Origin of the sequence: Citrobacter sp. wls708, from assembly GCF_005281255.1 — a bacterium.
Taxonomy (GTDB): Bacteria; Pseudomonadota; Gammaproteobacteria; order Enterobacterales; family Enterobacteriaceae; genus Citrobacter; species Citrobacter werkmanii.
In genome coordinates, this window is record NZ_SZXE01000018.1 from 247768 (window position 1) to 273256 (window position 25489).

23 protein-coding genes are annotated in these 25489 nt (G+C 53.3%); 11 read left to right on the plus strand and 12 right to left on the minus strand.

The annotated features are described in order from the left end of the window. Positions 1 to 61 precede the first annotated feature (61 nt). A complete protein-coding gene (gene yiaJ / locus FDW97_RS14435; RefSeq protein WP_038642923.1) occupies positions 62 to 877 on the minus strand; it encodes an IclR family transcriptional regulator YiaJ in 816 nt (271 codons plus the stop codon). Positions 878 to 1094: 217 nt separating this feature from the next. Between yiaJ and yiaK the strand changes: the two genes are divergently transcribed. From yiaK to araD, 8 genes are all read left to right on the plus strand, one after another. Continuing rightward, on the plus strand, positions 1095 to 2093 hold the full coding sequence (gene yiaK / locus FDW97_RS14440) for a 3-dehydro-L-gulonate 2-dehydrogenase (protein WP_137351221.1): 999 nt from the start codon (positions 1095 to 1097) through the stop codon (positions 2091 to 2093). Positions 2094 to 2104: 11 nt separating this feature from the next. Next, positions 2105 to 2569, plus strand: a complete 465-nt coding sequence (locus tag FDW97_RS14445) for a YhcH/YjgK/YiaL family protein (protein WP_137351222.1) — start codon at positions 2105 to 2107, stop codon at positions 2567 to 2569. A 13-nt stretch (positions 2570 to 2582) separates the two neighbouring features. Further along, complete coding sequence (locus tag FDW97_RS14450; protein ID WP_137351223.1) at positions 2583 to 3515, plus strand: DUF4862 family protein; 933 nt, start codon at positions 2583 to 2585, stop codon at positions 3513 to 3515. 31 nt (positions 3516 to 3546) lie between these two features. Then, positions 3547 to 4866, plus strand: coding sequence for an MFS transporter (locus FDW97_RS14455; RefSeq protein ID WP_137351224.1), 1320 nt, complete (start codon positions 3547 to 3549; stop codon positions 4864 to 4866). Between the two features lie 100 nt (positions 4867 to 4966). Further along, positions 4967 to 6469 (plus strand): FGGY-family carbohydrate kinase, encoded by a 1503-nt coding sequence (locus FDW97_RS14460; protein WP_137351225.1) that lies wholly within the window; start codon positions 4967 to 4969, stop codon positions 6467 to 6469. Then, entirely contained in the window at positions 6469 to 7131 is a 663-nt protein-coding gene (ulaD, locus tag FDW97_RS14465) for a 3-keto-L-gulonate-6-phosphate decarboxylase UlaD (protein ID WP_038635237.1), read from the plus strand. Before FDW97_RS14460 ends, ulaD begins: the two co-directional genes overlap by 1 nt. Next, complete coding sequence (locus FDW97_RS14470) at positions 7124 to 7984, plus strand: L-ribulose-5-phosphate 3-epimerase (RefSeq protein WP_038635239.1); 861 nt, start codon at positions 7124 to 7126, stop codon at positions 7982 to 7984. The genes ulaD and FDW97_RS14470 overlap by 8 nt, the downstream gene beginning before the upstream one ends. Further along, positions 7978 to 8673: an L-ribulose-5-phosphate 4-epimerase gene (gene araD / locus FDW97_RS14475; protein ID WP_038635242.1), complete on the plus strand. Its 696-nt coding sequence runs from the start codon at positions 7978 to 7980 to the stop codon at positions 8671 to 8673. The genes FDW97_RS14470 and araD overlap by 7 nt, the downstream gene beginning before the upstream one ends. Before the next feature lie 4 nt (positions 8674 to 8677). Here araD and FDW97_RS14480 read toward each other — a convergent pair whose 3' ends face one another. Next, a complete protein-coding gene (locus FDW97_RS14480) occupies positions 8678 to 9493 on the minus strand; it encodes a helix-turn-helix domain-containing protein (protein WP_038635243.1) in 816 nt (271 codons plus the stop codon). 251 nt (positions 9494 to 9744) lie between these two features. Between FDW97_RS14480 and FDW97_RS14485 the strand changes: the two genes are divergently transcribed. Together FDW97_RS14485 and FDW97_RS14490 are read left to right on the plus strand one after the other, a co-directional pair. Further along, positions 9745 to 11145: an MFS transporter gene (locus tag FDW97_RS14485; protein ID WP_085049089.1), complete on the plus strand. Its 1401-nt coding sequence runs from the start codon at positions 9745 to 9747 to the stop codon at positions 11143 to 11145. A 10-nt stretch (positions 11146 to 11155) separates the two neighbouring features. Continuing rightward, entirely contained in the window at positions 11156 to 13111 is a 1956-nt protein-coding gene (locus FDW97_RS14490) for a glycoside hydrolase family 127 protein (protein WP_137351226.1), read from the plus strand. Between the two features lie 87 nt (positions 13112 to 13198). Here FDW97_RS14490 and FDW97_RS14495 read toward each other — a convergent pair whose 3' ends face one another. After that, entirely contained in the window at positions 13199 to 13939 is a 741-nt protein-coding gene (locus FDW97_RS14495) for a MipA/OmpV family protein (RefSeq protein WP_038635252.1), read from the minus strand. Between the two features lie 121 nt (positions 13940 to 14060). On the opposite strand from FDW97_RS14495, the gene FDW97_RS14500 reads away from it, so the two are divergent. Next, a complete protein-coding gene (locus tag FDW97_RS14500; protein WP_038635255.1) occupies positions 14061 to 15011 on the plus strand; it encodes a LysR family transcriptional regulator in 951 nt (316 codons plus the stop codon). A gap of 16 nt (positions 15012 to 15027) precedes the next feature. On the opposite strand, the gene FDW97_RS14505 is transcribed toward FDW97_RS14500, so the two are convergent. The 9 genes from FDW97_RS14505 to FDW97_RS14545 form a co-directional block, all read right to left on the minus strand. Next, positions 15028 to 16164, minus strand: a complete 1137-nt coding sequence (locus FDW97_RS14505) for an HlyD family secretion protein (RefSeq protein ID WP_042311628.1) — start codon at positions 16162 to 16164, stop codon at positions 15028 to 15030. Positions 16165 to 16169: 5 nt separating this feature from the next. Further along, a complete protein-coding gene (locus FDW97_RS14510) occupies positions 16170 to 16493 on the minus strand; it encodes a DUF3302 domain-containing protein (protein ID WP_042311625.1) in 324 nt (107 codons plus the stop codon). Positions 16494 to 16826: 333 nt separating this feature from the next. Further along, positions 16827 to 18365, minus strand: coding sequence for an aldehyde dehydrogenase AldB (gene aldB, locus FDW97_RS14515; protein ID WP_038635264.1), 1539 nt, complete (start codon positions 18363 to 18365; stop codon positions 16827 to 16829). 92 nt (positions 18366 to 18457) lie between these two features. Further along, positions 18458 to 19609, minus strand: coding sequence for an L-threonine dehydrogenase (gene yiaY, locus FDW97_RS14520; protein ID WP_038635267.1), 1152 nt, complete (start codon positions 19607 to 19609; stop codon positions 18458 to 18460). Positions 19610 to 19797: 188 nt separating this feature from the next. Continuing rightward, positions 19798 to 21642: a selenocysteine-specific translation elongation factor gene (selB, locus tag FDW97_RS14525; protein WP_137351227.1), complete on the minus strand. Its 1845-nt coding sequence runs from the start codon at positions 21640 to 21642 to the stop codon at positions 19798 to 19800. Further along, positions 21639 to 23030: an L-seryl-tRNA(Sec) selenium transferase gene (gene selA, locus FDW97_RS14530; RefSeq protein ID WP_137351228.1), complete on the minus strand. Its 1392-nt coding sequence runs from the start codon at positions 23028 to 23030 to the stop codon at positions 21639 to 21641. Before selA ends, selB begins: the two co-directional genes overlap by 4 nt. Positions 23031 to 23128: 98 nt before the next feature. Then, on the minus strand, positions 23129 to 23737 hold the full coding sequence (locus FDW97_RS14535) for a glutathione S-transferase (protein ID WP_137351229.1): 609 nt from the start codon (positions 23735 to 23737) through the stop codon (positions 23129 to 23131). Positions 23738 to 23833: 96 nt separating this feature from the next. Further along, positions 23834 to 24970 (minus strand): HlyD family secretion protein, encoded by a 1137-nt coding sequence (locus tag FDW97_RS14540; protein WP_038635278.1) that lies wholly within the window; start codon positions 24968 to 24970, stop codon positions 23834 to 23836. Between the two features lie 2 nt (positions 24971 to 24972). Beyond that, positions 24973 to 25335: a DUF3302 domain-containing protein gene (locus FDW97_RS14545; RefSeq protein ID WP_069323722.1), complete on the minus strand. Its 363-nt coding sequence runs from the start codon at positions 25333 to 25335 to the stop codon at positions 24973 to 24975. Positions 25336 to 25489 lie beyond the last annotated feature (154 nt).

Sequence of the window (25489 nt, forward strand, 5' to 3'; positions counted from 1 at the left end):
TTGATCGGACAGGGGAAACGGTTAAATTTTGTCAGGTGACTGAACGATGTCAGGCATGCGCCTAATCGCGAACGGTAAAGCCCAGCTCATTGGAAATTGCCTGAGCGGTTTCGCGTAGCGGCTTGAGTAAATTCTTTTCCCCTACCTGCTTCAGACGCGAGGTAGAAAGTGAAATCGACACCGAATATGGCACCCGACCGTGAATATCAAACACCGGCACGGCAATACAGGAAACCCCCAGCTCGTTCTCTTCCCGATCCATCGCCATACTGCTTTCGCGGATTTGCGCCAGTTCATCGTACATCGCCGGTAAACCAGTGATGGTGTTGCGGGTCAGCGGCTGAATCAGATCCTGATGGCTCTCCCAGTAGGACGCCACGTAATCCGCATGTCCAAACGCCATATAGATTTTGCCCATCGCGGAGCAGTACAGCGGCATATGCTGGCCGATATAGGCGCGGGTACGCAGCATGCCCGTCGTCGGCTCGAGCTTATAGATCAAAATAGCGTGGTCATCTTCACGGCTGGAGAAGTTGATGGTTTCGCCGGTGGCAATATTCAGCGCTTCAAGGTGCGGCGCAGCGACATGGATGATATTCAGTGACGACAGCGCCTTCTGCCCAACGGCGATAAATTTAGTGGTCAGCCGATAGCTGCCCGCAGCGGGTGCGGGTGTGACATAGCCGCAGGATTGCAATCCTTGCAAGAGTCGATGCACGGTACTTTTGTTCAGCCCCGCCAGTTCAGACAGGTGGGCCAGCGGGCACCCATTCGGATAGTTGCTCAGGATCTCAATCAACATCAAACCACGGAACAGGCTCTGACTTCCGGCTGGCCTCTCTTTGTCTTGCGTCATTTCACTCTCTTTTGTGCCCATTTTTTCCGCTCCCCTTTTCGTCGCGCTCTGATGGTAGCGCAAAGTGTGTTTCAGTTCACGATCTGAACCGAAAAAACACAACTGTTTGATTTTGCAGATTTTAAAAAACAGGCCACCCCGTTGATCTGTTAAATTTTGATCGCTATATTTGAAATCAGATTTCGCATAATGAAATTTAGAGATAAAAAAGCGATCAAATTTAAACAAGGAAACAGGAATGAAAGTCACCTTTGAACAGTTAAAAGATGCGTTCAATCGGGTACTGCTGACACGCGGTATCGCCGCTGAAACCGCAGATGCCTGTGCAGAAATGTTCGCCCGCACCACCGAATCCGGCGTCTATTCGCATGGCGTCAACCGTTTTCCCCGCTTCATTCAGCAACTGGATAACGGCGACATCATTCCTGAAGCCAAACCACAGCGCATCACCAGCCTGGGGGCGATTGAGCAATGGGATGCCCGGCGTTCGATCGGCAATCTGACGGCGAAAAAGATGATGGACCGAGCCATTGAACTGGCCTCCGATCACGGTATTGGTCTGGTGGCGCTACGTAACGCCAACCACTGGATGCGCGGCGGCAGCTATGGCTGGCAGGCCGCGGAGAAAGGTTACATTGGTATCTGCTGGACCAACTCAATTGCCGTCATGCCGCCGTGGGGTTCAAAGGAGTGCCGCATTGGCACTAACCCGCTGATTGTCGCGATCCCCTCCACGCCAATCACCATGGTTGATATGTCGATGTCGATGTTCTCCTACGGCATGCTGGAAGTGAATCGCCTGGCCGGTCGCGAACTGCCGGTAGACGGTGGCTTTGACGATGAAGGTAATCTCACCAAAGAGCCTGGCGTTATCGAAAAAAATCGTCGCATTCTGCCAATGGGTTACTGGAAAGGTTCAGGTCTGTCGATTGTGCTGGATATGATCGCCACCCTGCTTTCTGACGGCTCTTCTGTTGCGGAGGTCACTCAGGATAACAGCGACGAATATGGCGTTTCGCAGATTTTCATCGCCATTGAAGTGGATAAGCTGATCGATGGCGCCACGCGCGATGCGAAACTCCAGCGGATTATGGATTTCATCACCACCGCCGAACGCGCTGATGAAAACACGCCTGTTCGTCTGCCTGGCCACGAGTTTACAAAGCTACTGGAAGAAAATCGCCGTAACGGCATCACCGTTGATGACAGCGTCTGGGCAAAAATTCAGACGCTGTAAGGAGCAACCCCATGATCTTTGGACATATCTCACAGCCTAATCCGTGTCGTTTGCCCGAGGCGATTGAAAGAGCGCTCGACTTCCTGCGCACCACGGATTTCCGCAAACTTGAGCCGGGCGCGGTGGAGATCGAGGGTAAAAATATCTTCGCGCAGATTATCGATTTAACCACGCGTGACGCTGCCGAAAATCGCCCAGAAGTACATCGTCGCTATCTTGATATTCAGTTTTTAGCCTGGGGTGAAGAAAAAATCGGTATCGCCATTGATACCGGAAATAATCAAATCAGCGAATCGTTATTAGCACAGCGCGATATTATTTTTTATCACGCCAGTGAACATGAATCTTTTATTGAAATGATTCCGGGAAGTTACGCCATATTTTTCCCGCAGGATGTTCATCGCCCTGCATGTCATAAAACTGTCGCCACGCCGATCCGCAAAATAGTCGTGAAGGTTGCTATTTCAGTTTTATAAAAGGAGCACAAAAATGAAAGCTAACACTACCGGTTATATTATCGGTGCGTACCCTTGTGCACCCTCATTTCACCAAAAGAGTGAAGAGGAAGAGAAGGAATTCTGGCGTCAACTCTCCGATACCCCGGATATTCGCGGGCTGGAACAGCCCTGCCTTGAGCATCTGCATCCGTTAGGTGACGAGTGGTTATTGCGCCATACGCCAGGCGAGTGGCAAATCGTGGTCACAGCGATTATGGAGACCATGCGCCGTCGCGGCATCAATAGCGGTTTTGGGCTGGCCTCCAGCGACGAAGAGCAGCGTCAGGCCTGTGTGGCGTATTACCGCCATCTGCACCAGAAAATCAACCGTATTAATGCGGCCAGCGCCGGGAAAATAATCGCCCTTGAACTGCATGCCGCTCCGCTGGCAAGCAACCCCAATGTCGCTCAGGCCACCGACGCGTTTGCCCTTTCGCTCCAGGAAATTACCCGTTGGGATTGGTCCTGCGATCTGGTGCTGGAACATTGCGATGCTATGACTGGCCCCGCACCACGCAAAGGATTTTTGCCGTTAGAAAACGTACTGGACGCGATCGCCGGTTACGACATCAGCGTGTGTATTAACTGGGCGCGATCGGCGATTGAAGGGCAGGACCTCGCCCTACCGCTGGCCCACACGCAGCAGGTCCAACGGGCCGGGAAACTGGGCGCGCTGATGTTCTCCGGCACGACGATTACAGGAGAATACGGCGAGTGGCAGGACCTACACGCGCCGTTTGCTCCTTTCTGCCCGCAGAGCCTGATGACCGCCGATCATGCCCGCGAATTATTCACCTGTGCAGGAACCGAACTATTGCAATTTGCCGGTATTAAATTGCTGGAAATAAATGCCAATGCAGATGTGAACCATCGCGTAGCGATATTACGCGACGGGATCGCTGCATTAAACAAAGCAAAATTATAAAAATAACATACTACTCTACGAGAATATTAATATGAACATAACCTCTCGCCCTACACTCAAAGATATACCCCGTCAGCGCTGGCTGCGGATTATTCCCCCGATTCTGATCGCTTGTATTATCTCTTATATGGACCGCGTTAATATCGCATTTGCGATGCCCGGCGGTATGGATGAGGAATTAGGTATTTCCGCCACCATGGCCGGTCTGGCCGGGGGAATTTTCTTCATCGGTTATCTGTTTTTACAGGTTCCCGGCGGAAAAATTGCCGTACACGGCAGCGGCAAGAAATTTATCGGCTGGTCGCTGGTTGCCTGGGCGGTTATTTCCGTTCTGACGGGATTGATCACTAATCAGTATCAACTGCTGGTTTTGCGTTTCTTACTCGGCGTGGCCGAAGGCGGCATGCTGCCGGTGGTGCTGACGATGATCAGTAACTGGTTCCCCGACGCCGAACGCGGTCGCGCCAATGCGATTGTGATTATGTTTGTGCCTATTGCCGGGATCATTACCGCCCCGCTCTCGGGCTGGATAATCACCGTACTCGACTGGCGCTGGCTGTTCATCATTGAAGGTTTACTCTCCGTCGTCGTTCTGGTGCTGTGGGCCTATACCGTTTACGACCGTCCGCAGGAAGCGCGCTGGATCTCTGAGGCGGAGAAAAATTACCTGGTAGAAACCCTGGCCGCCGAGCAAAAAGCGATTGCTGGAACAGAGGTCAAAAATGCCTCTCTGGGCGCGGTGTTGTCCGACAAAACCATGTGGCAGCTTATCGCCCTGAACTTCTTCTATCAGACCGGGATTTATGGTTACACCCTGTGGCTGCCGACCATCCTCAAAGAGTTGACCCACAGCAGCATGGGGCAAGTTGGCATGCTCGCTATTCTGCCGTACGTCGGCGCGATTGCCGGGATGTTCCTGTTCTCTTCTCTCTCTGACCGGACTGGTAAACGCAAGCTGTTCGTCTGCCTGCCGCTGATTGGCTTTGCCCTGTGCATGTTCCTCTCTGTAGCGCTGAAAAATAACGTCTGGCTGGCTTATGCCGCGCTGGTTGGCTGCGGATTCTTCCTGCAATCAGCCGCGGGGGTGTTCTGGACTATTCCGGCGCGTTTGTTCAGCGCGGAAATGGCCGGTGGCGCACGTGGGGTCATCAATGCGTTGGGGAACCTTGGCGGTTTCTGCGGCCCTTACGCGGTCGGCGTACTTATCACCCTGTACAGCAAAGATGCTGGCGTTTACTGCCTGGCCGTCTCACTGGCTCTGGCCGCGCTGATGGCGCTGCTGCTGCCGGCGAAATGCGATGCGGGCGCAGCTCCGCTAAAGACACTGAATCCACATAAACGCACAGCCTGAAACAATGCCCGGGGGCGCTGCGCTCACCGGGCCTACAAAACCAATAAATACCCAAGGCCGGATACGCACAGCGCCATCCGGCAAAAATGAGATAACAAAGATGAGTGATAGAGAGACCTTTTGGCTGGGGATCGATTGTGGCGGTACGTATCTGAAAGCCGGTTTGTATGATGCCAAAGGTCATGAGCATGGAATTAACCGTCAATCGTTGCAGACCGTATCGCCATTACCGGGTTACGCCGAACGCGATATGCGCCAACTGTGGCAACAGTGTATCGCCACCATTGCCGGGCTGTTGAAACGCACCGGCGTATCCGGTGAACAAATCAAAGGCGTCGGTATCTCCGCTCAGGGCAAGGGACTGTTCCTTCTTGATAAACAGGATGAGCCGCTGGGCAATGCCATTCTCTCTTCCGACCGACGGGCGATGGACATCGTTCAGCGCTGGCAGCAGGATGGGATCCCCGCACAGCTTTACCCGATCACTCGCCAGACATTGTGGACCGGACATCCCGCATCCCTCCTGCGCTGGGTGAAAGAAAATGAACCGCAACGCTACGCACAAATCGGCTGCGTCATGATGGGCCATGACTACCTGCGCTGGTGTTTAACCGGCGTGAAAGGCTGCGAAGAGAGCAACATCTCCGAGTCAAATCTCTACAACATGACGACAGGTCAGTACGACCCGCGTCTGACCCAGTGGCTGGGCATCAGTGAAGTCGACAATGCGCTACCGCCCATTGTCGGTTCAGCAGAAATATGCGGGGAAATCACCGCTCAAACGGCTGCCATAACCGGTCTGGCGGCGGGTACACCCGTCGTCGGCGGTCTGTTTGATGTGGTTTCCACCGCACTCTGCGCCGGGATCGAAGATGAACACACCCTCAACGCGGTGATGGGGACCTGGGCTGTCACCAGCGGGATCGCTCACGGCCTGCGCGACCACGAAGCGCATCCTTACGTCTATGGCCGCTATGTCAATGACGGGCAGTACATCGTTCACGAAGCCAGCCCGACCTCTTCCGGCAATCTGGAGTGGTTTACCGCCCAATGGGGCGAACTCTCTTTTGATGAGGTCAACCAGGCCGTTGCCAGCTTGCCGAAAGCCAGTAGCAATCTTTTGTTCCTGCCTTTTTTGTATGGCAGTAACGCCGGGCTGGAGATGACCAGCGGTTTTTATGGCATGCAGGCTTTACACACTCGCGCCCACTTATTGCAAGCCATCTACGAAGGCGTGGTTTTCAGCCATATGACCCATCTCAACCGCATGCGCGAACGTTTTACGCAGGCCCATACCCTGCGCGTTACCGGTGGTCCGGCGCACTCCAACGTCTGGATGCAAATGCTGGCGGACGTCAGCGGTTTACGGATCGAACTACCGCAGGTTGAAGAGACCGGCTGCTTTGGCGCAGCGCTCGCCGCCCGCGTCGGCACCGGTGTTTATCACAATTTCAGCGATGCCCAGCGCAGCTTACAGCATCCGGTACGCACCCTGTTGCCGGACGCCGCGGCGCATGCGAACTATCAGCGCAAATACCGCCAATACCAGAATTTAATTACCGCACTGCAGGGCTATCACGCCCGTATTAAGGAGCACGAATAATGAGTCGACCATTACTGCAACTGGCGCTTGACCACACGAATCTGCAAGCGGCCCAACGCGATGTCGCTCTGTTACAGGAAAGTGTCGATATCGTTGAGGCCGGCACGATTCTCTGTTTAACCGAAGGTCTGGGCGCGGTGAAAGCGCTGCGCGCTCAGTGCCCAAATAAAATTATCGTCGCCGACTGGAAGGTGGCCGACGCAGGTGAAACCCTCGCCCAGCAAGCGTTTGGCGCAGGCGCCAACTGGATGACCATCATCTGCGCCGCGCCCCTCGCTACTGTAGAAAAAGGTCATAGCGTCGCACAGTCCTGCGGCGGTGAAATTCAGATGGAACTGTTCGGCAACTGGACCCTGGATGATGCCCGCGACTGGTATCGCGTTGGCGTTCGCCAGGCGATTTACCATCGTGGACGCGATGCGCAGGCCAGCGGTCAACAGTGGGGGGAAGCGGATCTGGCGCGGATGAAGGCGCTTTCCGATATCGGTCTGGAGCTGTCGATTACCGGTGGTATTACGCCTGCCGACCTGCCGCTGTTTCGCGACATCAACGTCAAAGCCTTTATCGCCGGACGCGCGCTGGCGGGAGCACAAAACCCGGCGCAGGTGGCCGCCGAATTCCATGCGCAAATCGACGCCATCTGGGGAGCACAGTATGCGTAACCATCCGTTAGGTATCTATGAAAAAGCGCTGGCGAAAGACCTCACCTGGCCGGAACGGCTGGTGCTGGCGAAAAGCTGCGGTTTTGATTTCGTTGAAATGTCGGTAGATGAAACCGATGAACGTCTGTCTCGCCTTGACTGGACTCCTGCCCAGCGTGCATCGCTGGTGAGCGCGATGCTGGAAACCGGCGTGGCCATTCCCTCCATGTGCCTGTCAGCCCACCGCCGCTTTCCCTTTGGCAGTCGCGATGAAGCCGTCCGCGCCCGGGCACGCGACATCATGACCAAAGCCATCCGCCTGGCCCGGGATTTAGGTATTCGTACCATTCAACTTGCCGGTTACGACGTCTATTACGAAGAACATGACGAAGGTACACAGCAGCGCTTTGCCGAGGGGCTGGCATGGGCAGTTGAGCAAGCCGCCGCCGCGCAGGTGATGCTGGCGGTAGAAATCATGGATACCGCATTTATGAACTCGATCAGCAAGTGGAAAAAGTGGGATGAAATGCTCTCATCGCCGTGGTTCACCGTCTACCCGGACGTGGGCAACCTCAGCGCCTGGGGTAACGACGTCAAAGCTGAATTGACGTTGGGCATCGACCGTATCGCCGCTATCCATCTGAAGGACACGCTGCCGGTAACCGAAACCCATCCGGGCCAGTTTCGCGATGTACCCTTTGGCGAAGGATGCGTGGACTTTGTGGGCATCTTCAAAACGCTGCATGAGCTGAACTATCGCGGATCGTTTCTGATTGAAATGTGGACGGAAAAAGCAAAAGAACCGGTGCTGGAAATTATCCAGGCCCGACGCTGGATAGAAGACCGTATGCAGGAAGGAGGTTTCCCATGTTAGAACAACTGAAAGCCGAGGTGCTGGCGGCGAATCTGGCGCTGCCGGCACATGGTTTAGTCACCTTTACCTGGGGTAACGTCAGCGCAGTGGATGAAACACGCAAACTGATGGTTATCAAGCCATCCGGCGTGGAATATGACGTGATGACCGCCGACGATATGGTGGTGGTGGATATCGCCAGCGGCAACGTGGTTGAAGGCAGTAAAAAACCCTCGTCTGACACGCCAACCCATCTGGCGCTGTATCGCCGATACCCTGAGATCGGCGGCATTGTGCACACGCACTCACGCCACGCGACAATCTGGTCGCAAGCAGGTCTTGATCTCCCGGCATGGGGTACCACGCATGCCGATTACTTTTACGGCACTATCCCATGCACCCGACTGATGACCGTGGAAGAGATCAACGGTGAATATGAATACCAGACCGGCGAAGTCATCATTAAAACGTTTGAGCAACGGGACCTGAACCCGATGCAGGTTCCGGCGGTACTGGTGCATTCACACGGCCCGTTCGCCTGGGGTAAAAACGCCGCGGATGCTGTGCATAACGCCGTGGTACTAGAGGAGTGCGCTTATATGGGGCTGTTCTCACGCCAGTTGGCCCCACAGTTACCGGATATGCAGCCTGAGTTGCTGGATAAACACTATCTGCGTAAACACGGCGCGAATGCCTATTACGGACAGTAGCATGTCAGGCGCTATTGATATGTTCTTTGCAATAGCGCCGTTTCCAGGCCGCGGGCGTCAGGCTGGTATGCTTGCGGAAGATTTTGCGAAAATAGCCCACGTCGTTAAATCCACATCTCCTCGCCACTTCAGTGAGCGACAGCGAATCGCTGATTAACAGTTTTTCTGCCGCCCTCACCCGTTGCCGATGCAACGCTTCGGTGAGGGTCAGCCGAAAAGCGCCACGGAAAACACGTCCCAGATAGTCTGCATTGCAATGCAGTTCTTTCGCCAGCGTTGAAGCGCCAATCGGCAGGTGGAACTGAGTGTGAATCATTTGCTGCGCTTTCCACGCCAGCGCATTCCCGGGGCGATCAACAGGTTGCTCGCTGGCGGCCGCGGATATTTGCTGCAAAATCAACAGCAGGATCAGTTCCAGCGCCATGCTGCGATGAATATTTTCCTGCTCGTGTAAGAACTGGCGGAACAGTGAAATAATATATTGCGGCTCGCTCACCCGGGTATGCTGGGGAATCGCAAGTAACGGTTGTGTTGATGAAGCATCGTTTCCTGTCGTTAACTCAAAGTGCAGCCAGTAAAATTTTAAATCGGGCGGAAATTGTCCTACGCCAATATGTAAGCGATGCGGCCACAGCAGCAGACTTTCCCCGGCACTAACAGAAAAAATGTTACTGCCTTCGCGAATCGTTAATGTCCCTTTTTCAACAAAGATTATTTCCCAGGATTGCAATTGCCGCGCAGGATGGCTACCGATGCCGCGTGAAATAAATAACCCACCGTTTTGCACTTTAATCGGCAGAGACATGGACAATTCGAGCATATATATTCAAATTCCCGCTTTTTTATTAATTAAACCGGTCTTTACCTTTGATTATTCACGATAAAATTGCTTTTCGCCGGATCGAAATCACATTTTCCCAATGAAGTCGGAATTGTCATCTTTTTATACTTTTCTCTTCCCTTGTTGACCCAAACATAACGTGCAAAATTAATCATGTATTTTGCAAACTACATCCAAATAACCCGCGGCGTAGCGGGATACTTTCCGAATATCACTTCCGGGAGTTATTTATGACTTCGGCTCCGATTACGACATCTGATTTGGCACAGCGTGCGCAAGACGACAAATTATCCCTGCGTGAAAAAATAGGTTATGGGTTAGGCGATGCAGGCGGGACGGTCATTACCTGCCTGATCATGAATTTCCTGACGTTCTTCTACACGGATGTCTTCGGGCTAACGCCCGCGCTGGTCGGCACATTGTTTATTGCCCTGCGCGTGTTTGATGCGATTTCCGACCCCATCATGGGCGTTCTCGCCGACCGTACGCAAAGCCGCTGGGGACGCTTCCGCCCCTGGCAACTATGGGTCGCGGTTCCTATTGGCATTATTGGCGTGCTCACATTTACCGTCCCAGACGCCAGCATGGGCGTAAAAATCGCCTGGGCATTCTGCACCTATCTGTTGCTCTCCGTCGGCTATACCGCCATCAACGTACCGTACTGTGCGCTGATTAACACCATGACCACCCGCCACAACGAGGTGATCGCCTGCCAGTCCTGGCGCTTTGTGCTGTGCGGCGTGGCGGGTTTTCTTGTCTCCGTCGGCCTGCCGTGGATGGTGGATGTGCTGGGCCAGGGCAATGCCGCGCAGGGTTACCAGTTCGGTGTCGGCGTGCTCTGCGCCGTTGCAGTGGTCATGTTCCTGTGCTGCTTCTTCTGGGTGCGTGAGCGTGTTCCGCTGGCGATGATGGGGAAATTTACCCTGCGCGAACATATTGGCGGCCTGCGCAAAAATGACCAGTTGCTGCTGATGCTGGTGATGTCGTTCCTGCTGATCAACGTCTTTAATATTCGCGGCGGCGGGTACATGTACTTCATTACCTATGTGCTGGAAGGCAGCACCGCTTACACATCGCTGTTTTTCACCATGGTCACCTTCGCCTCTATCATCGGTTCAGTGCTCGTCAGCCCGCTGACCCGTCGGTTCGATACCGTCAAACTCTATTACTACACCAACCTGGTGTTGGCGGCGCTGGCGGTGCTGATGTGGTTCTTGCCAACCGGCCCGGCTTATCAGACATTGTGGCTGGCGGTTATCCTCGGGAACGGCATTATCCTGGGCTTCACGCTACCGCTGCACTTCTCGCTGATGGCCTTCGCCGATGATTACGGCGAGTGGAAAACCGGCGTGCGCTCTTCCGGCATGAATTTCGCCTTCAACCTGTTCTTCATCAAACTGGCCTGGGCCTCCAGCGCGGGGATCATCAGCCTGTTGTTTATCTTTGTCGCCTATCAGCCCGGCGCCGGTAATCAAACCGCCAGCTCGCTGCAAGGGATTACTGCCATGGAGACGCTGCTGCCCGCACTATTCCACCTGCTGCTGGCGCTGTCTGTTCGCATCTGCAAACTCAATAACCCGATGATGTCGCGCATTGCCACCGATCTGCGTCAGCGTCATATACAGCCTTAAGGAGCACGAAATGAACGTACTGGAAGTCGACCTGCATAAGCTCACGGTCAGCGATCCGTTCCTCGGACAATATCAGCAACTTGTGCGTGACGTGGTGATCCCCTACCAGTGGGATGCGCTCAATGACCGCATTCCAGAAGCGGAGCCAAGCCATGCGATCGAGAATTTCCGCATCGCCGCAGGCCTTCAGGAAGGCGAGTTTTACGGGATGGTTTTTCAGGACAGCGACGTGGCGAAATGGCTGGAAGCCGTCGCCTGGTCGCTGTGCCAGAAACCCGATGCTGAGCTTGAGAAAACTGCCGATGAGGTTATTGAACTGGTCGCCGCCGCCCAGTGTGATGATGGCTACCTCAATACGTATTTTACGGTCAAAGCGCCGGATGAACGCTGGACTAACCTCGCTGAGTGTCATGAGTTGTACTGTGCGGGTCATTTGATTGAAGCGGGCGTCGCTTTCTACCAGGCGACGGGGAAACGTCGTCTGTTAGAGGTGGTGTGCCGCCTGGCAGATCATATCGACAGCGTTTTTGGGCTGGGAGAAGATCAACTGCGCGGCTACCCCGGACACCCGGAAATCGAGCTGGCATTAATGCGTTTGTACGAAGTCACTCAGCAACCACGCTATATGGCGCTGGTAAATTACTTTGTTGAGCAACGCGGTGCGCAACCTCATTTTTATGACGAAGAGTACAAAAAACGCGGCCAAACGTCTTACTGGCACACCTACGGTCCGGCGTGGATGGTGAAGGATAAGCCCTATAGCCAGGCACACCAGCCTGTTTCAGAGCAGCAAACGGCTATCGGTCACGCCGTCCGTTTTGTTTATCTGATGACCGGCGTGGCGCATCTGGCACGCTTAAGTCAGGACGAAAGCAAGCGTCAGGATTGTTTGCGTCTGTGGAACAATATGGCCCAGCGTCAGTTGTATATCACCGGCGGGATCGGCTCGCAAAGCAGCGGCGAGGCGTTTAGCAGCGATTACGATCTGCCCAACGATTCCGTATACGCCGAAAGCTGCGCCTCAATCGGGCTGATGATGTTCGCCCGCCGGATGCTGGAAATGGAAGCCGACAGCCAGTATGCCGACGTGATGGAGCGCGCCCTGTATAACACGGTGCTTGGCGGCATGGCGCTGGACGGGAAGCACTTCTTCTACGTTAACCCGCTGGAGGTGCATCCTAAGTCGTTAAAATTCAATCATATTTACGACCATGTGAAGCCCGTTCGCCAGCGCTGGTTTGGCTGCGCCTGCTGCCCGCCCAATATCGCCCGCGTACTCACTTCTATTGGCCATTACATCTATACGCCACGTCAGGACGCACTGTATATCAACATGTATGTGGGCAATCGCATGGAAGTTCCTGTGGCAGACGGTGTGCTTAAACTGCGCATTAACGGAAATTACCCGTGGCATGAGCAGGTAACAATCGCCATTGAATCACCGCTGCCGGTCGATCATACCCTGGCGTTACGCCTGCCGGACTGGTGTACCACACCGCAGATTTTGCTGAATGGTCAACCGGTTGCACAAGATATACGTAAAGGCTATTTGCACATCAGCCGAACCTGGCTGGAGGGGGATACGCTAAGCCTGACCCTGCCGATGCCCGTGCGTCGCGTATACGGAAACCCACTGGTGCGCCATGTTGCCGGTAAGGTCGCCATTCAGCGTGGGCCGCTGGTGTATTGCCTGGAGCAGGCCGACAACGGCGAAGAGTTGCATAACTTGTGGCTGCCAAAAGAGAGTGAGTTCAGGGTCTTTGAGGGTAAGGGACTGTTCAGCCATAAGATGTTAATTCAGGCGGAAGGCGTGAAGCAAAGTGCCCGCAATGCGGCACAACAAGCGTTGTGGCACTACGATGTTTCACCAGCTTCGCGTCAGGCGCATACGCTGACGTTCATTCCGTGGTTTAGCTGGGCAAACCGTGGTGAAGGCGAAATGCGAATCTGGATAAACGAGCAGTAATGATGACGATGGATGGCGGCAGTTAGCCCCATCCGTCAAGGCATCATGAAAAGATTGCCCTCCTCCCTGAGGACAAACGGGTGAGAATCAGAAACGCCAAGTCAGACCGGACATCAGGGTAAAGCTGTCATCGCGATCAACCATCGGGCTATTTTTAATGTCATCCGGCAGCACACTATAGTTGGCGCTGGCCAGCAGCGTCAGGTTGCTGGTCAACGCGTATTTAGCGGACAGGCCAACATACGGTGTCCAGCTGTCCCCTGGGGAGTAGCTTGATAACCCACTACGGCGGGATTCATTGCCAGAGATGCCGTAGTAATATTCGTTGAAGTTTTCGTCATAGTAGAGCACGCCAATCGCCGGCGTCAGCGTCAGCTTGCCCATTGGCATTTGGCGGAACATAGACATTTCCGCCACCCAGCCATTGCTGTTATCCAGCACATCCGCTGCGGCAGAGACCTTCACGCTGCCCCATTTTTCATGGTGATACCATGCGGCACCCGCCATCGCGGTTGCATCACGCTTGTCCAGCTGCTTCATCGCATGATCGTCGTTATCACCGGGATCAAACTCAAGCGGCATGTAAGAAGCAGTAATGCTAAATTCATTACTTTCACTTTTTGAAAGAATATAGCCTAACGTTGTTTGCCTAAAATAAAATGATTCACTTTCATAACTGATAAGCGGTACTGCATGAACATTATCATTATATCCACGATAAGGAGATTCATTATATACAGCGCCACCGCCAATAGAAAACTCTGCGGCAGTTGCACTCGCCATAAAAGAAAAGGCGAACAGCGCCACAATATTGCGTTTAATTAACATGCCAACATTCCATTTTAAAATAAGCCACAAAGCGGGTGCATAATAATGCTTACAATTTCATCGATGCAACTTCCATATTTATATAGTAATATATACAAACATATATATATTGGGTTTGGCGATGAACAAATTACAACTCAAACACCGGGAACTGAAGATTATTTCGGTAATTGCTGCCAGCGAAAACATCAGTCATGCCGCTACGGTTCTCGGCATCGCACAGGCTAATGTCAGCAAGTACCTTGCTGATTTTGAATCAAAAGTTGGGCTAAAGGTCTTTGATCGCACCACCCGCCAGTTGACCCTGACGCCCTTTGGTGTAGCGCTGCTGCCTTACATCAATGACATGCTGGACAGAAACGATCAGCTAAATAGTTTCATCGCTGATTATAAGCATGAAAAACGTGGCAAGGTAACGGTATATGCACCAACCGGAATTATTGCTTACTTATCGCAACATGTTATTGCAAAAATTCAGGATATCGGTGGTATTACTCTCTCGCTGAAAACCTGCAATCTTGAACGGAAAGCATTTTATGAAGGTGTAGATTTCCCGGATGATTGTGACGTTTTAATTACCTATGCGCATCCCAAAGATGAATCACTGGTCGCCAGCTTTATTACCAAATATGCAGTGATGGCGTTTGCCAGCCCTGAATATATCAAACAGCATCCCATTAACAGCCCTGATGAGCTGGAAAATCATTCCTGTATTTTAATCGACTCCATGATGATTGATGATGCCAATATCTGGCGCTTCAGCTCTGCGGGCGGCAAGGAAATGCATGATTATCGGGTGACCGGAAACTACGTCTGTGACAATACGCAATCCGCGCTGGCGCTGGCGCGTAATCATCTGGGCATTGTTTTTGCGCCTTATGCGAGTATACAAAAAGACGTTCAGTCCGGATTGTTGGTTCCCTGTTTCTCCGAACAGCACGAATGGTGGCTGGATTTAGTGGCGATTTTCCGCAAGCGTGAATACCAGCCCTGGCGTGTACAGTTTATTCTCGACGCAATGTTAGCGGAGATACGTCAGCAGCTTACTCAGACGCTACAGCTGTCTGAGTAAGCTAAATAGCCTGCACCTAGTGGTCGAGATACAGGTAATGCACCCAGCTGGTCATCCGCAACAAGACTTTGCGCATGATTGACACATGTTCGAAGTGGTCAGAGTAAACGGCGACCTGGGCGTAAATCCCATCAGGTAACGCGCTCACGTCCGCATTGTCGTTCAGCTCAATCGTGGCGATCACCCCTTCTGAACCGGGCGTAGAGTTTAAGGATTGCAACGCCCCGTTCGACTGGTATGTACCACCCGGTACAGCCGGGCTGATAGCCGCCAGTTTGCCGCTAAATACCTTCCCCGGCAGGGCGTTAAACACCACTTCCGCTTCATCGCCTGGCTCCAGTCGCAGCAGTGAGTTTTGACGGAACTGGGCGATAATTTGCCGTTTCTGTTCCGGGATAAACACCATCACCGGACGCATAGGCAGCGCGGCGGCATAGGTTCCGGGGCGCATCAACACCTGCGTAACGTAACCATCGCTGGGCGCACGAACCACGGTCTGGTCAAGGTTAAACTCCGCTTCGGCGAGTTGTGCCTTCAGGCTGGCAATTTGCGAATTTTCACCCAGTACCAGGCTGTCTAACTGGCTCTGGATTTGCTGTTGCTCCGCAATAGACGATTTCACCGATGCTTCCTGCGCCAGATAGTTTTGGCGCGCCGCATCGATATCGCGTTCAGAAAAAGGGTTGACCTTCGCCTGACTCCCCTGCGCATAGCGCTGGTAATCTTTTGCCAGCTTGTCACGCGTGGCCTTTGCCCGCTGCGTGTTGGCTTTCATTTCGTCTAGCTGCGCAACCAGCGCCTGCTCTTTATGCTGAGCGGTGACAATATCGGCTTTCAGGCGATCAACCCGCGCCTGATAACGTCCAGGATTAAGTTTAAACAGAACTTCGCCTTTTTTGATCAGCGTATTCTTCTTATCCGTCACTTCCGTTACAACACCCGTGACCTGCGGCACGACGGGAATAGAAATTACCGCTTTTTGCGCCTTAAAGGTATACGGATGGTTATAATTCATCAGTAATATAAGCCCGCAAACAATGAAAATACCACCCAATGCTGCAGTGGGTACCGTCCATTTATTTACAGGAATTTTAAAAATTTTAAATATCGACCATGCGCATGCCACATAGGTCAGAACAATCAGTAAATCCATCGATATTACTCCGCCGGAGAGGTCTTAACCTCACCCAGTTTCTTTTCCAGGTCGGCAACCCGCGCCTGAAGCTGGATCAGGGAAGAATCCGCGCTCTGCATACCCCACCCGCGCTCCGGGCGATAAAGCGTTGCCCAGATCCATAAAAAGGGCCAAATAACATGTAAGGTAAACAAGCTAACCCAGCCCGCAACATGTATTGCATCGGCATGAGGATGGTTACGTTTCTTTGCAATAAGATAGGGAATATCATGCAGAATAATAATCCCGTAAAAAATGACCAGGAATACAAAAATAAGCACTCCTAATGCAAAATAATCAAGGAACATATTTGCCTCAGGGATTTAAATTAAAGAACTTGGCTGCTATTTATTTAAAAAATAGAGTTGATAATAGTAGTGGAATGACCAGATTGGGTGCAATGGGGTTATTTATATAACGATATATGAGTTTCTATATATACCCGTCGTCTTTCGAGCTGCTTCTTTGTTGGCTGCGTTCACTCACCCCAGTCACTTACCGGAGTAAGCTCCTGGGGATTCCCTCTCTTGCCGCCTCGAAGCAACACGAAATCCATAGGGTACCCTTGTCATACTTTGAACTGCAGGACATAACTTGATGCCCGGTACGCTAAATGCGACCGGGCGGTAAGTGACGGGATATTAAAACAGCCCCAGCGGTTTATCCGAGTAGCTCACCAACAGGCATTTGGTTTGCTGATAGTGCTCAAGCATCATTTTGTGTGTCTCGCGCCCAATGCCCGACTGCTTATAGCCGCCGAACGCCGCATGTGCCGGATAAGCATGGTAGCAGTTGGTCCAGACACGCCCCGCCTGAATCCCGCGGCCCATCTTGTACGCGAGATTTCCGTTACGGCTCCAGACGCCAGCGCCAAGTCCATATTGGGTGTCATTGGCAATTTCCAGCGCTTCGTCCATGGTTTTAAAGGTCGTAACAGCCAGCACCGGGCCGAAGATCTCCTCCTGGAAAACCCGCATGTTGTTCTTACCAAACAGAATGGTCGGTTCGAGGTAATAACCCTCTTTTAACTCACCATCCAACTGCTTACGCCGTCCACCGGTCAGGACATCCGCCCCTTCTTTCTTACCAATATCGATGTAATTCAGAATGGTTTCCAGTTGACCATGCGACACCTGCGCGCCCATTTGCGTCACACTGTCTAACGGGTTGCCGCTACGGATACTCTCCACCCGGCGAATGGCTCTTTCCATAAAGCGTTCGTAAATGGATTCCTGTACCAGCGCGCGGCTCGGACAGGTACACACTTCGCCCTGGTTGAAGGCAAACAGCGCAAAGCCTTCCAGCGCCTTATCAAAGAACGCATCTTCTTCATCCATCACGTCCGCGAAGAAGATATTGGGCGATTTCCCACCCAGCTCCAGGGTGACGGGAATAATGTTCTGCGTAGCATACTGCATGATCTGCTGGCCGACTTCCGTTGAGCCGGTAAACGCCACCTTCGCAATACGTTTAGACGTCGCCAGATATTCACCGATTTCCCCACCCGCGCCGTTTACCACGTTCACGACACCAGGCGGGAGCAGATCGCCAATGACCTCCATCAGCAGCAGCACGGACAGCGGCGTCAGGCGCGCGGGTTTAAGCACCACGCAGTTACCCGCCGCCAGCGCGGGCGCCATCTTCCAACTGGCCATTAGCAGCGGGAAATTCCACGGGATAATTTGCCCGACCACGCCAAGAGGCTCATGGAAATGATAAGCCACGGTCTCACTATCAACCTCGCTGATTCCCCCTTCCTGCGCACGAATACAGGAGGCGAAATAGCGGAAATGGTCAATCGCCAGCGGCACGTCTGCCGCGCTGGTTTCACGGATGGGTTTACCGTTATCCCAGGTTTCTGCCGTCGCCAGCAGTTCCAGGTTTTGCTCCATACGATCGGCGATTTTAAACAGAATCGCCGCTCTGTCCTGCACGGATGTCTGCGCCCATTTATCTTTTATTTTGTGCGCGGCATCCAGTGCCAGATCGATATCCTTCTTACCGGAAGAGGCCACTTCGCACAGCAATTGCCCGGTGACCGGCGTCAGGTTTTGGTAATACTCGCCGTCCACCGGCGCGACCCAGTCACCGCCGATAAAGTTATCGTATCGGGCCTTTAACTTCAGAGGGTAACCATACTCGCCGGGATAAATACGCGTTGAAGGGGGGTTATTGGTCATGACCGTCTCCTTGCTGTAGGTGTACTACAAGGGTAGACGGGGCTGGCGAATAATTCGCCAGCCTTTTACTGCTTTACGACAGGTATCACGAATTACATCGCAGCGCGATAAATCGCCATGATTTCGTCATGAGTCGCCTGAATCGGGTTAGTGAAACCACAGGCGTCTTTCAGGGCATTGGTCGCCAGAACGGCAAAATCTTCTTCCTTCACGTTCAGCTCACGCAGACCGGCCGGAATATTCACTTTCTGCGCCAGTTCACGGATCGCCGCGATACAGGCTTCCGCCCCTTGCTCTTCACTCAGTCCAGCCACGTTAACGCCCATCGCAGCCGCGCAATCACGCAGACGAGCGGCAGCCACTTTGCTATTGAAAACCTGTACATGCGGCAGCAGCACGGCGTTACATACACCGTGTGGCAGATCGTAGAAGCCACCCAACTGGTGCGCCATGGCGTGCACGTAACCCAGAGAGGCGTTGTTAAATGCCATACCTGCGAGGAACTGTGCGTAAGCCATGGCTTCACGTGCCTGAGCATTGCTGCCATCTTCAACGGCAACCGGCAGATTTTCCGCAATCATGGTGACCGCTTTCAGCGCACACGCATCGGTAATCGGGGTTGCAGCAATAGAAACGTAGGCTTCGATAGCGTGGGTCAGCGCATCCATACCGGTAGCCGCCGTCAGAGACTTCGGCATACCGACCATCAGCGAGGAGTCATTGACCGACAGCAGCGGAGTGACGTGCTTGTCGACAATCGCCATTTTGATATGGCGTTCTTCATCGGTAATGATGCAGAAACGGGTCATTTCAGATGCCGTACCCGCCGTGGTGTTGATGGCAATCATCGGCAACTGCGGTTTTGCAGAGCGGTCAACGCCTTCGTAATCGCCGATATAGCCACCGTTAGCGGCCACCAGCGCAATGCCTTTCGCACAATCGTGTGGCGAACCGCCGCCGAGAGAAATAACGCTATCACAGTCGTTTTCTTTCAACATTTTCAGGCCAGCAGCTACGTTACTGGTCGTCGGGTTAGGATGCGTACCATCGTAAATTACGCTGAAAATATCATGTTCCTGTAATGCTTTTTGAATCTCGCCAGCCATACCTAATTTGGTCAACATGGCATCCGTGACAATCAGCGTGCGGCGAAAACCATATTCAGCCATGGTATTCATCGCGTCTTTTAATGAATCAGCGCCGATTATATTCACAGAAGGAATAAAAAATGTTGAAGCAGCCATTGTACGATCCTTAATTACTCTAAAGAGTCAGGAAGCATACGTGTGCATTTTCCAGCAAAATATGATCGCGGTTGTTATTTTAATCACATTCAAAATAAAAAAGCACATTAGGTTCATAATCTAATGTGCTGATTGCAATCAATATATATTTTGTATTAATTCATTTAATCTCTGAATTAATTGTTTCATTATTTTTCAGGAAACAGTAATGCATCGCGTAATAAATGATCATTCCCGCGACGACGCGTAAAACCAATGCGGTCAAAATATTCCAGAATCTGGATAGCCAATTTACGCCCCACGTTAAGCCTGTCGCGAAAATCGGCGGCGCAGGTCGATCCTTTCTCCTGGTCCAGCTCGCGGATCATATTGGCGAAAGACACAATGCGATCGTTACGATAATAACGATCTTTCACGATCGCAGTAATAATGCCTTGCTGCGCCGCTTGTCGTAATACCACGCGCATCATTTGCTCATCCGTCCCGGTCTGTTTTGCCAGGTCGCGCACCCACCACGGCTCATCGCCAAAAAGCGGTTCTGCTTTTTGCCAGATAGCCTGCTGTTCATCGCTGAAACCCGCCTTGTGATCCGGCAAATGCAGCCAACCGTGATGGCTATGGATAGCGCCGCTCTCACGCATCTTTTCAATCAGCAGCAATACCAGCGCTTCATCTTCCATCGGCAACGCCATACGACGCAGGCGTTCGCGCCCTGGCCCGGGCTCATCACGGTGCTGTTCGTGATAGGTCGCCAGCGTATCGAGGACTTTTCGCTGCCAACGCGCGGCAACGGGAGCATTCAACAGGCTATACCCCGCCTGAATAAAACCATGTTGCTCAATCAACGGACGCATACCGTTGCCATTGAGCTGACGCGCCCAGGCGAAGTCAGGAATATTCACCGCCCCGCGCGACAGATGCAGCGCCAGGGCGTCGCCGTCGGTGTGCGCATTTTCGAGCGCCGACAACCACTGCAGATATTCCGGTTTACGCTTTCCGCGGCGCGGTGGGTTGAGCGTGACGACGCGTGCGCCAGCCAGCGTCGTGCGGGCAGAAATATCGCGCAGCACCAGGCGGTCGTTATCGGCGAGCCACAGCGGTGTATCAAACACCAGTTCCGCCAGCGTTCCTTCAAGCAATGAGATGCGCCCGGTGACATGGCTGGCCGCGTGGTGAATATGCAGCGGTTGCCACTGCATCAGCGGCGCGGCATGCTCTAAAGAGACAATCACGCGGGTAAAAGCCTCTGGCGGGACATCTGAAAGCAGCCAGTCGCCGCGATTTAGCGCTTCTTTTTGCGCATCACCGGCAATATTCAGCGCAATACGCTGCCCGGCATGAGCATGCTCAGTAGCCTGATTTTGCGCATGCAAGCTACGTACGCGCATTGGCTTGTTGACGCCCGTCAGCCACAGCGTATCACCGACATTCACTTCACCGCTGAGCGCCGTCCCGGTCACCACCAGCCCTGCGCCTTTAACCGTAAAAGCACGGTCAATCGCCAGACGGAAGCTGTGATCGCGGGCATGCTCGCGCGAGGTTAATTGCAATAAATGGTCGCGTAGTTCTTCGATCCCACGGCCTTCACTGGCGGCAGTCACAAACAGAGCCGCATCGGCAAAACCATAGTTTTCCAGCGTGGTGTGTACCTCTTCACGCACCGTATTGATGCGGTCCTCATCCACACGATCGGCTTTCGTGAGCGCCACGGTGATTTGCGGATTGCCCGTCAGTTGCAGAATTTGCAAATGTTCACGCGTTTGCGCCATCACGCCATCATCACAGGCGACAACCAGCAGCGCGTGGTCGATACCGCCTACACCCGCCAGCATGTTGGACAAAAACTTTTCATGTCCGGGAACATCAATAAACCCCAGCACCTGCCCATCCGGCTGCGGCCAGTAGGCATAGCCGAGATCGATGGTCATGCCACGCTTTTTTTCCTCCGGCAGACGGTCGGCATTCACCCCCGTAATTGCCTGTAATAACGTTGTTTTTCCGTGGTCAACGTGTCCGGCGGTTGCAATAATCATTTCAGCATCATCTCCATAAACCGGGTCTCGTCTTCAAGGCAGCGCAGATCCAGCCACATGCGGCCATCATAAATTCGCCCAATGATCGGCACGGGCAACGCACGCCAGCGGGCGGCCAGCGCGTCGAGGCGACTACCGCGCCCGTCATGTGGGGTAAAGGTCAATGCCGCGCTGGGTAACCTGTCGACAGGTAACGAACCGCTACCAATCTGCGACAGGCAAGGCATCACATTCAAAGCAAACTCGTCGCAGTAACGATCGGCAAGCTGCGCCTGTAATTGCTGGGCCTGCGTGTGGATCGCCTCTTGCGAGCGGGTGAGCTGGCGTAACGTCGGCAATTTCGCCGCCAGCGCTTCCGGATGCAGATAGAGCCGCAGCGTTGCTTCCAGCGCCGCCAGCGTCATTTTATCTGCCCGTAACGCACGTTTCAGCGGATGGCTCTGCAAGCGGGCGATCATCTCTTTTTTACCGACGATAATTCCGGCCTGTGGCCCACCCAGCAGTTTATCGCCAGAGAAGCTCACCAGACTCACGCCTGCGGCGATCAGTTGCTGCGGCATTGGCTCCTGCGGCAAACCATACTGACTGAGATCGACCAGCGAACCGCTGCCGAGATCCGCCACCACAGCTACATCCAGCTCCCGGCCAATGGCGGCCAACTCTGCCTCATCCACCGACTTCGTAAAGCCTTCAATGCTGTAATTACTGGTATGCACCTTCATCAGCAGGCCGGTATTTTCATTCACCGCCTGACGGTAATCCTTCGCGTGGGTCCGGTTGGTGGTCCCCACTTCGCGTAGCGTACATCCGGCCTGACACATCACATCAGGAATACGAAACGCGCCGCCAATTTCCACCAGCTCACCGCGCGAAACGACCACCTCTTTGCCGTTAGCCGTGGCGGCCAGCATCAGCAGAACCGCTGCCGCATTGTTATTCACGATACAAGCGTCTTCGGCCCCCGTCAGGCGACAGAGTAAATCCGCCAACGCCCGATCCCGATGTCCGCGCCCGGCATCATCCAGGCTGTATTCCAGCGTCACCGGCGTGCGCATCGCCTGCACCACCGCATCGATGGCTTCCTCGGCCTGCGACGCACGACCCAGGTTAGTATGCAGCACCGTTCCGGTCAGATTAATCACTGGGCGCAACGCGCTTTGCGATTCACGTTCCAGCCGGGCTCTGGCTTCTTGCGCCCAGTCCTCACACCATGCCGGGAGCGCGTGGGCGTCGCGAATGGCTTCTCTGGCTTCGTCGAGCATGTGACGCAGCAGGTCAACTACCCGGGTATGACCGTGGGATTCACGTAAGGCGGAGAAAGCGCTATCGCGCAATAGACGATCGATAGCAGGAAGCTGGCTGTAGAGTGAACGCATGTCGGTTGTCATGAAAGGGCCTGGCTGTTGGTGGCCCTCTCCACCGCGGAGAGGGCTATCGATATAGGAAGGATTGTATCGTGACTTTGCTCAGGCGGACATAACGTGTATCAAGCCTTTGGCGGTTCCGTACGGGCAAAACTTTCGCGTTGAAAGAGCGTTTCCACCAGTTTGACCAGACGCGGGCGGTCCACACACCAGCCGGGCGCGACCCGACGGAAATTGAGATAGCCGACAGCGCAGGCAATCGCAATGGTGGCCAGGTTAACCGTATCCGTTTTCAGCGTACCGTCCGCCAGATAGCTTTCCAGCACATCCAGACTGCGGGTGATCTTCTCCCGCTGGCGTAACAACTCAGTTTCTGACTGCTGTGCGGCGGGGCGAGCCTGTTCGCGTACCGAGACTAAACCGGCATCCATAATGCCGTCTGCCAGCGCTTCCAACTGACGCACCTTCAGCGCCGCCAGCGGTTCACGCGGCAACATAGCTGGCGCAATATCCAGCAGTTCTATGTATTCCGCGATGATTGGAGAATCAAACCAATACTCGCCTTCATCAGTCACCAGCGCGGGCACTTTTCCTAACGGGTTATAGCGCGCCACGCCGCTATCCGCGTTGTAGGGGAGTTCATTTACAAATTCGAAGGTGATGCCCTTTTCCAGTAACAGAATAGAAATTTTACGCACAAAAGGGCTGGTATAGCTGCCAATGAGTTTCATGCCGGGTCCTTTTTGCCAACAAAAAGCTATGCCCAACGATTGGGGGGCACAGCTTAGTATGGCTCAGGTCAGCGCAAATGGCAGGTGATGACGGTCTCAATGATCCAAATAAAGGTAATGCATCCAGCTGGTCATGCGCAGCAGCACTTTACGCATCACCGACACATGGGCGAAATGGTCGGAATAGACCGCCACCTGGGCATAGATACCGTCCGGCAGCGCATCTACCTCGGCATTCGGATCCAGTTCAATGGTTGCCATTACGCCATCGGTACCCGGTACTACTGTTAAGGACTGTAATGCCCCCTGCGCCTGATAAGAACCTCCAGGCACAACGGGAAGGATACTGGTCAGCTTGCCGCTAAACACCTGGCCTGGCAGCGCGTTGAATACCACTTCGGCTTCATCGCCCGGTTCAAGACGCAGCAGTGAATTCTGGCGGAATTGCGCCACGATTTGCCGTTTTTGTTCAGGAATAAATACCATCACGGGTCGCAGAGGCAACGCGGCGGCGTAAGTCCCCGGGCGAATAAGCACCTGCGTCACGTAACCGTTGCTGGGCGCACGCACAACGGTCTGTTCAAGATTATATTTGGCTTCGGCAAGCTGGGCGCGCAGGGAGGCGACCTGGGATTGCTCACCGTTGACCATACTGTCTAACTGGCTCTGAATCTGGGTCTGTTCCGCTACTGAGCCTTTTACCAGCGCATCCTGAGCCAGATAGTTCTGGCGGGCATTGTCGATATCACTTTCGGAAAACGGGTTAACCTTCGCCTGGCTACCCTTCAAATAGCGCTGATAATCTTTATACAGGCGGTCACGTTCAGCAGACACGCGAGTGGTATTAGCGACCGCTTCCGACAGTTGCGCTTTCAAATTGTCGATGTTGTGGGTCGCGGTGACCAGGTCGGCCTGCAGCCGGTCAACTCGCGCCTGATAACGCACAGGATCGAGTTTAAATAACACTTCGCCTTTTTTAATCAGCTGATTATTTTTATCTGTTACCTCACTAACAATTCCTGTGACCTGTGGAGTGACGGGAATTGAAATAACCGCTTTTTGCGCCGTAAAGGTATACGGATGGTTATAGTTCATTAATAAGATGAGTCCCGCCACAATAAACACCCCACCTAATGCTGCGGTGGCAAGCGTCCACTGGTTTACCGGAATACGGAATATTTTAAAGATGGCCCAGGCGAATGCCACATAAGTCAGGACAATTAACAAATCCATGATTAAATCTCCGGAAAGGTGGAGTTATCGATTTTTTTATCCCCATCCAGTTTTTTTTCCAACTGGGCTATGCGCGCGGCCAGCACGGCGATTTCAGGGTCAGGTTCCTTTCCGGTCGGCGTGATGTGCGACTGCATCCCCCACCCCTTTTCGGGCTGGTAGAGCGTGGCCCAAATCCACAGGAACGGCCAAATAACATGCAACGTAAAAAGACTTACCCACCCTGCCGTATGGATAGCGTCGGCATGCGGATGGTTGCGCTTTTTAGCGATGTTATAGGGAATGTCATGGATGGCGATGATTCCGTAAAACAGAACCAGAAAAACGAAGATCAGCACGCCTAACGCGAAATAATTTAGAAACATACCTGCCTCGAATTCACGCTAATTAGAGTTTTTTTATGCCGGCAGCCGTACGCATCCTGGCTGATGCTTTGAACATAACCGCAGTTTGCAGTTTTCGCCATACCACAAAAAAAATATTTTTTCTGGTTTTAAGTTGCTTTATCTGGCAAGAAAA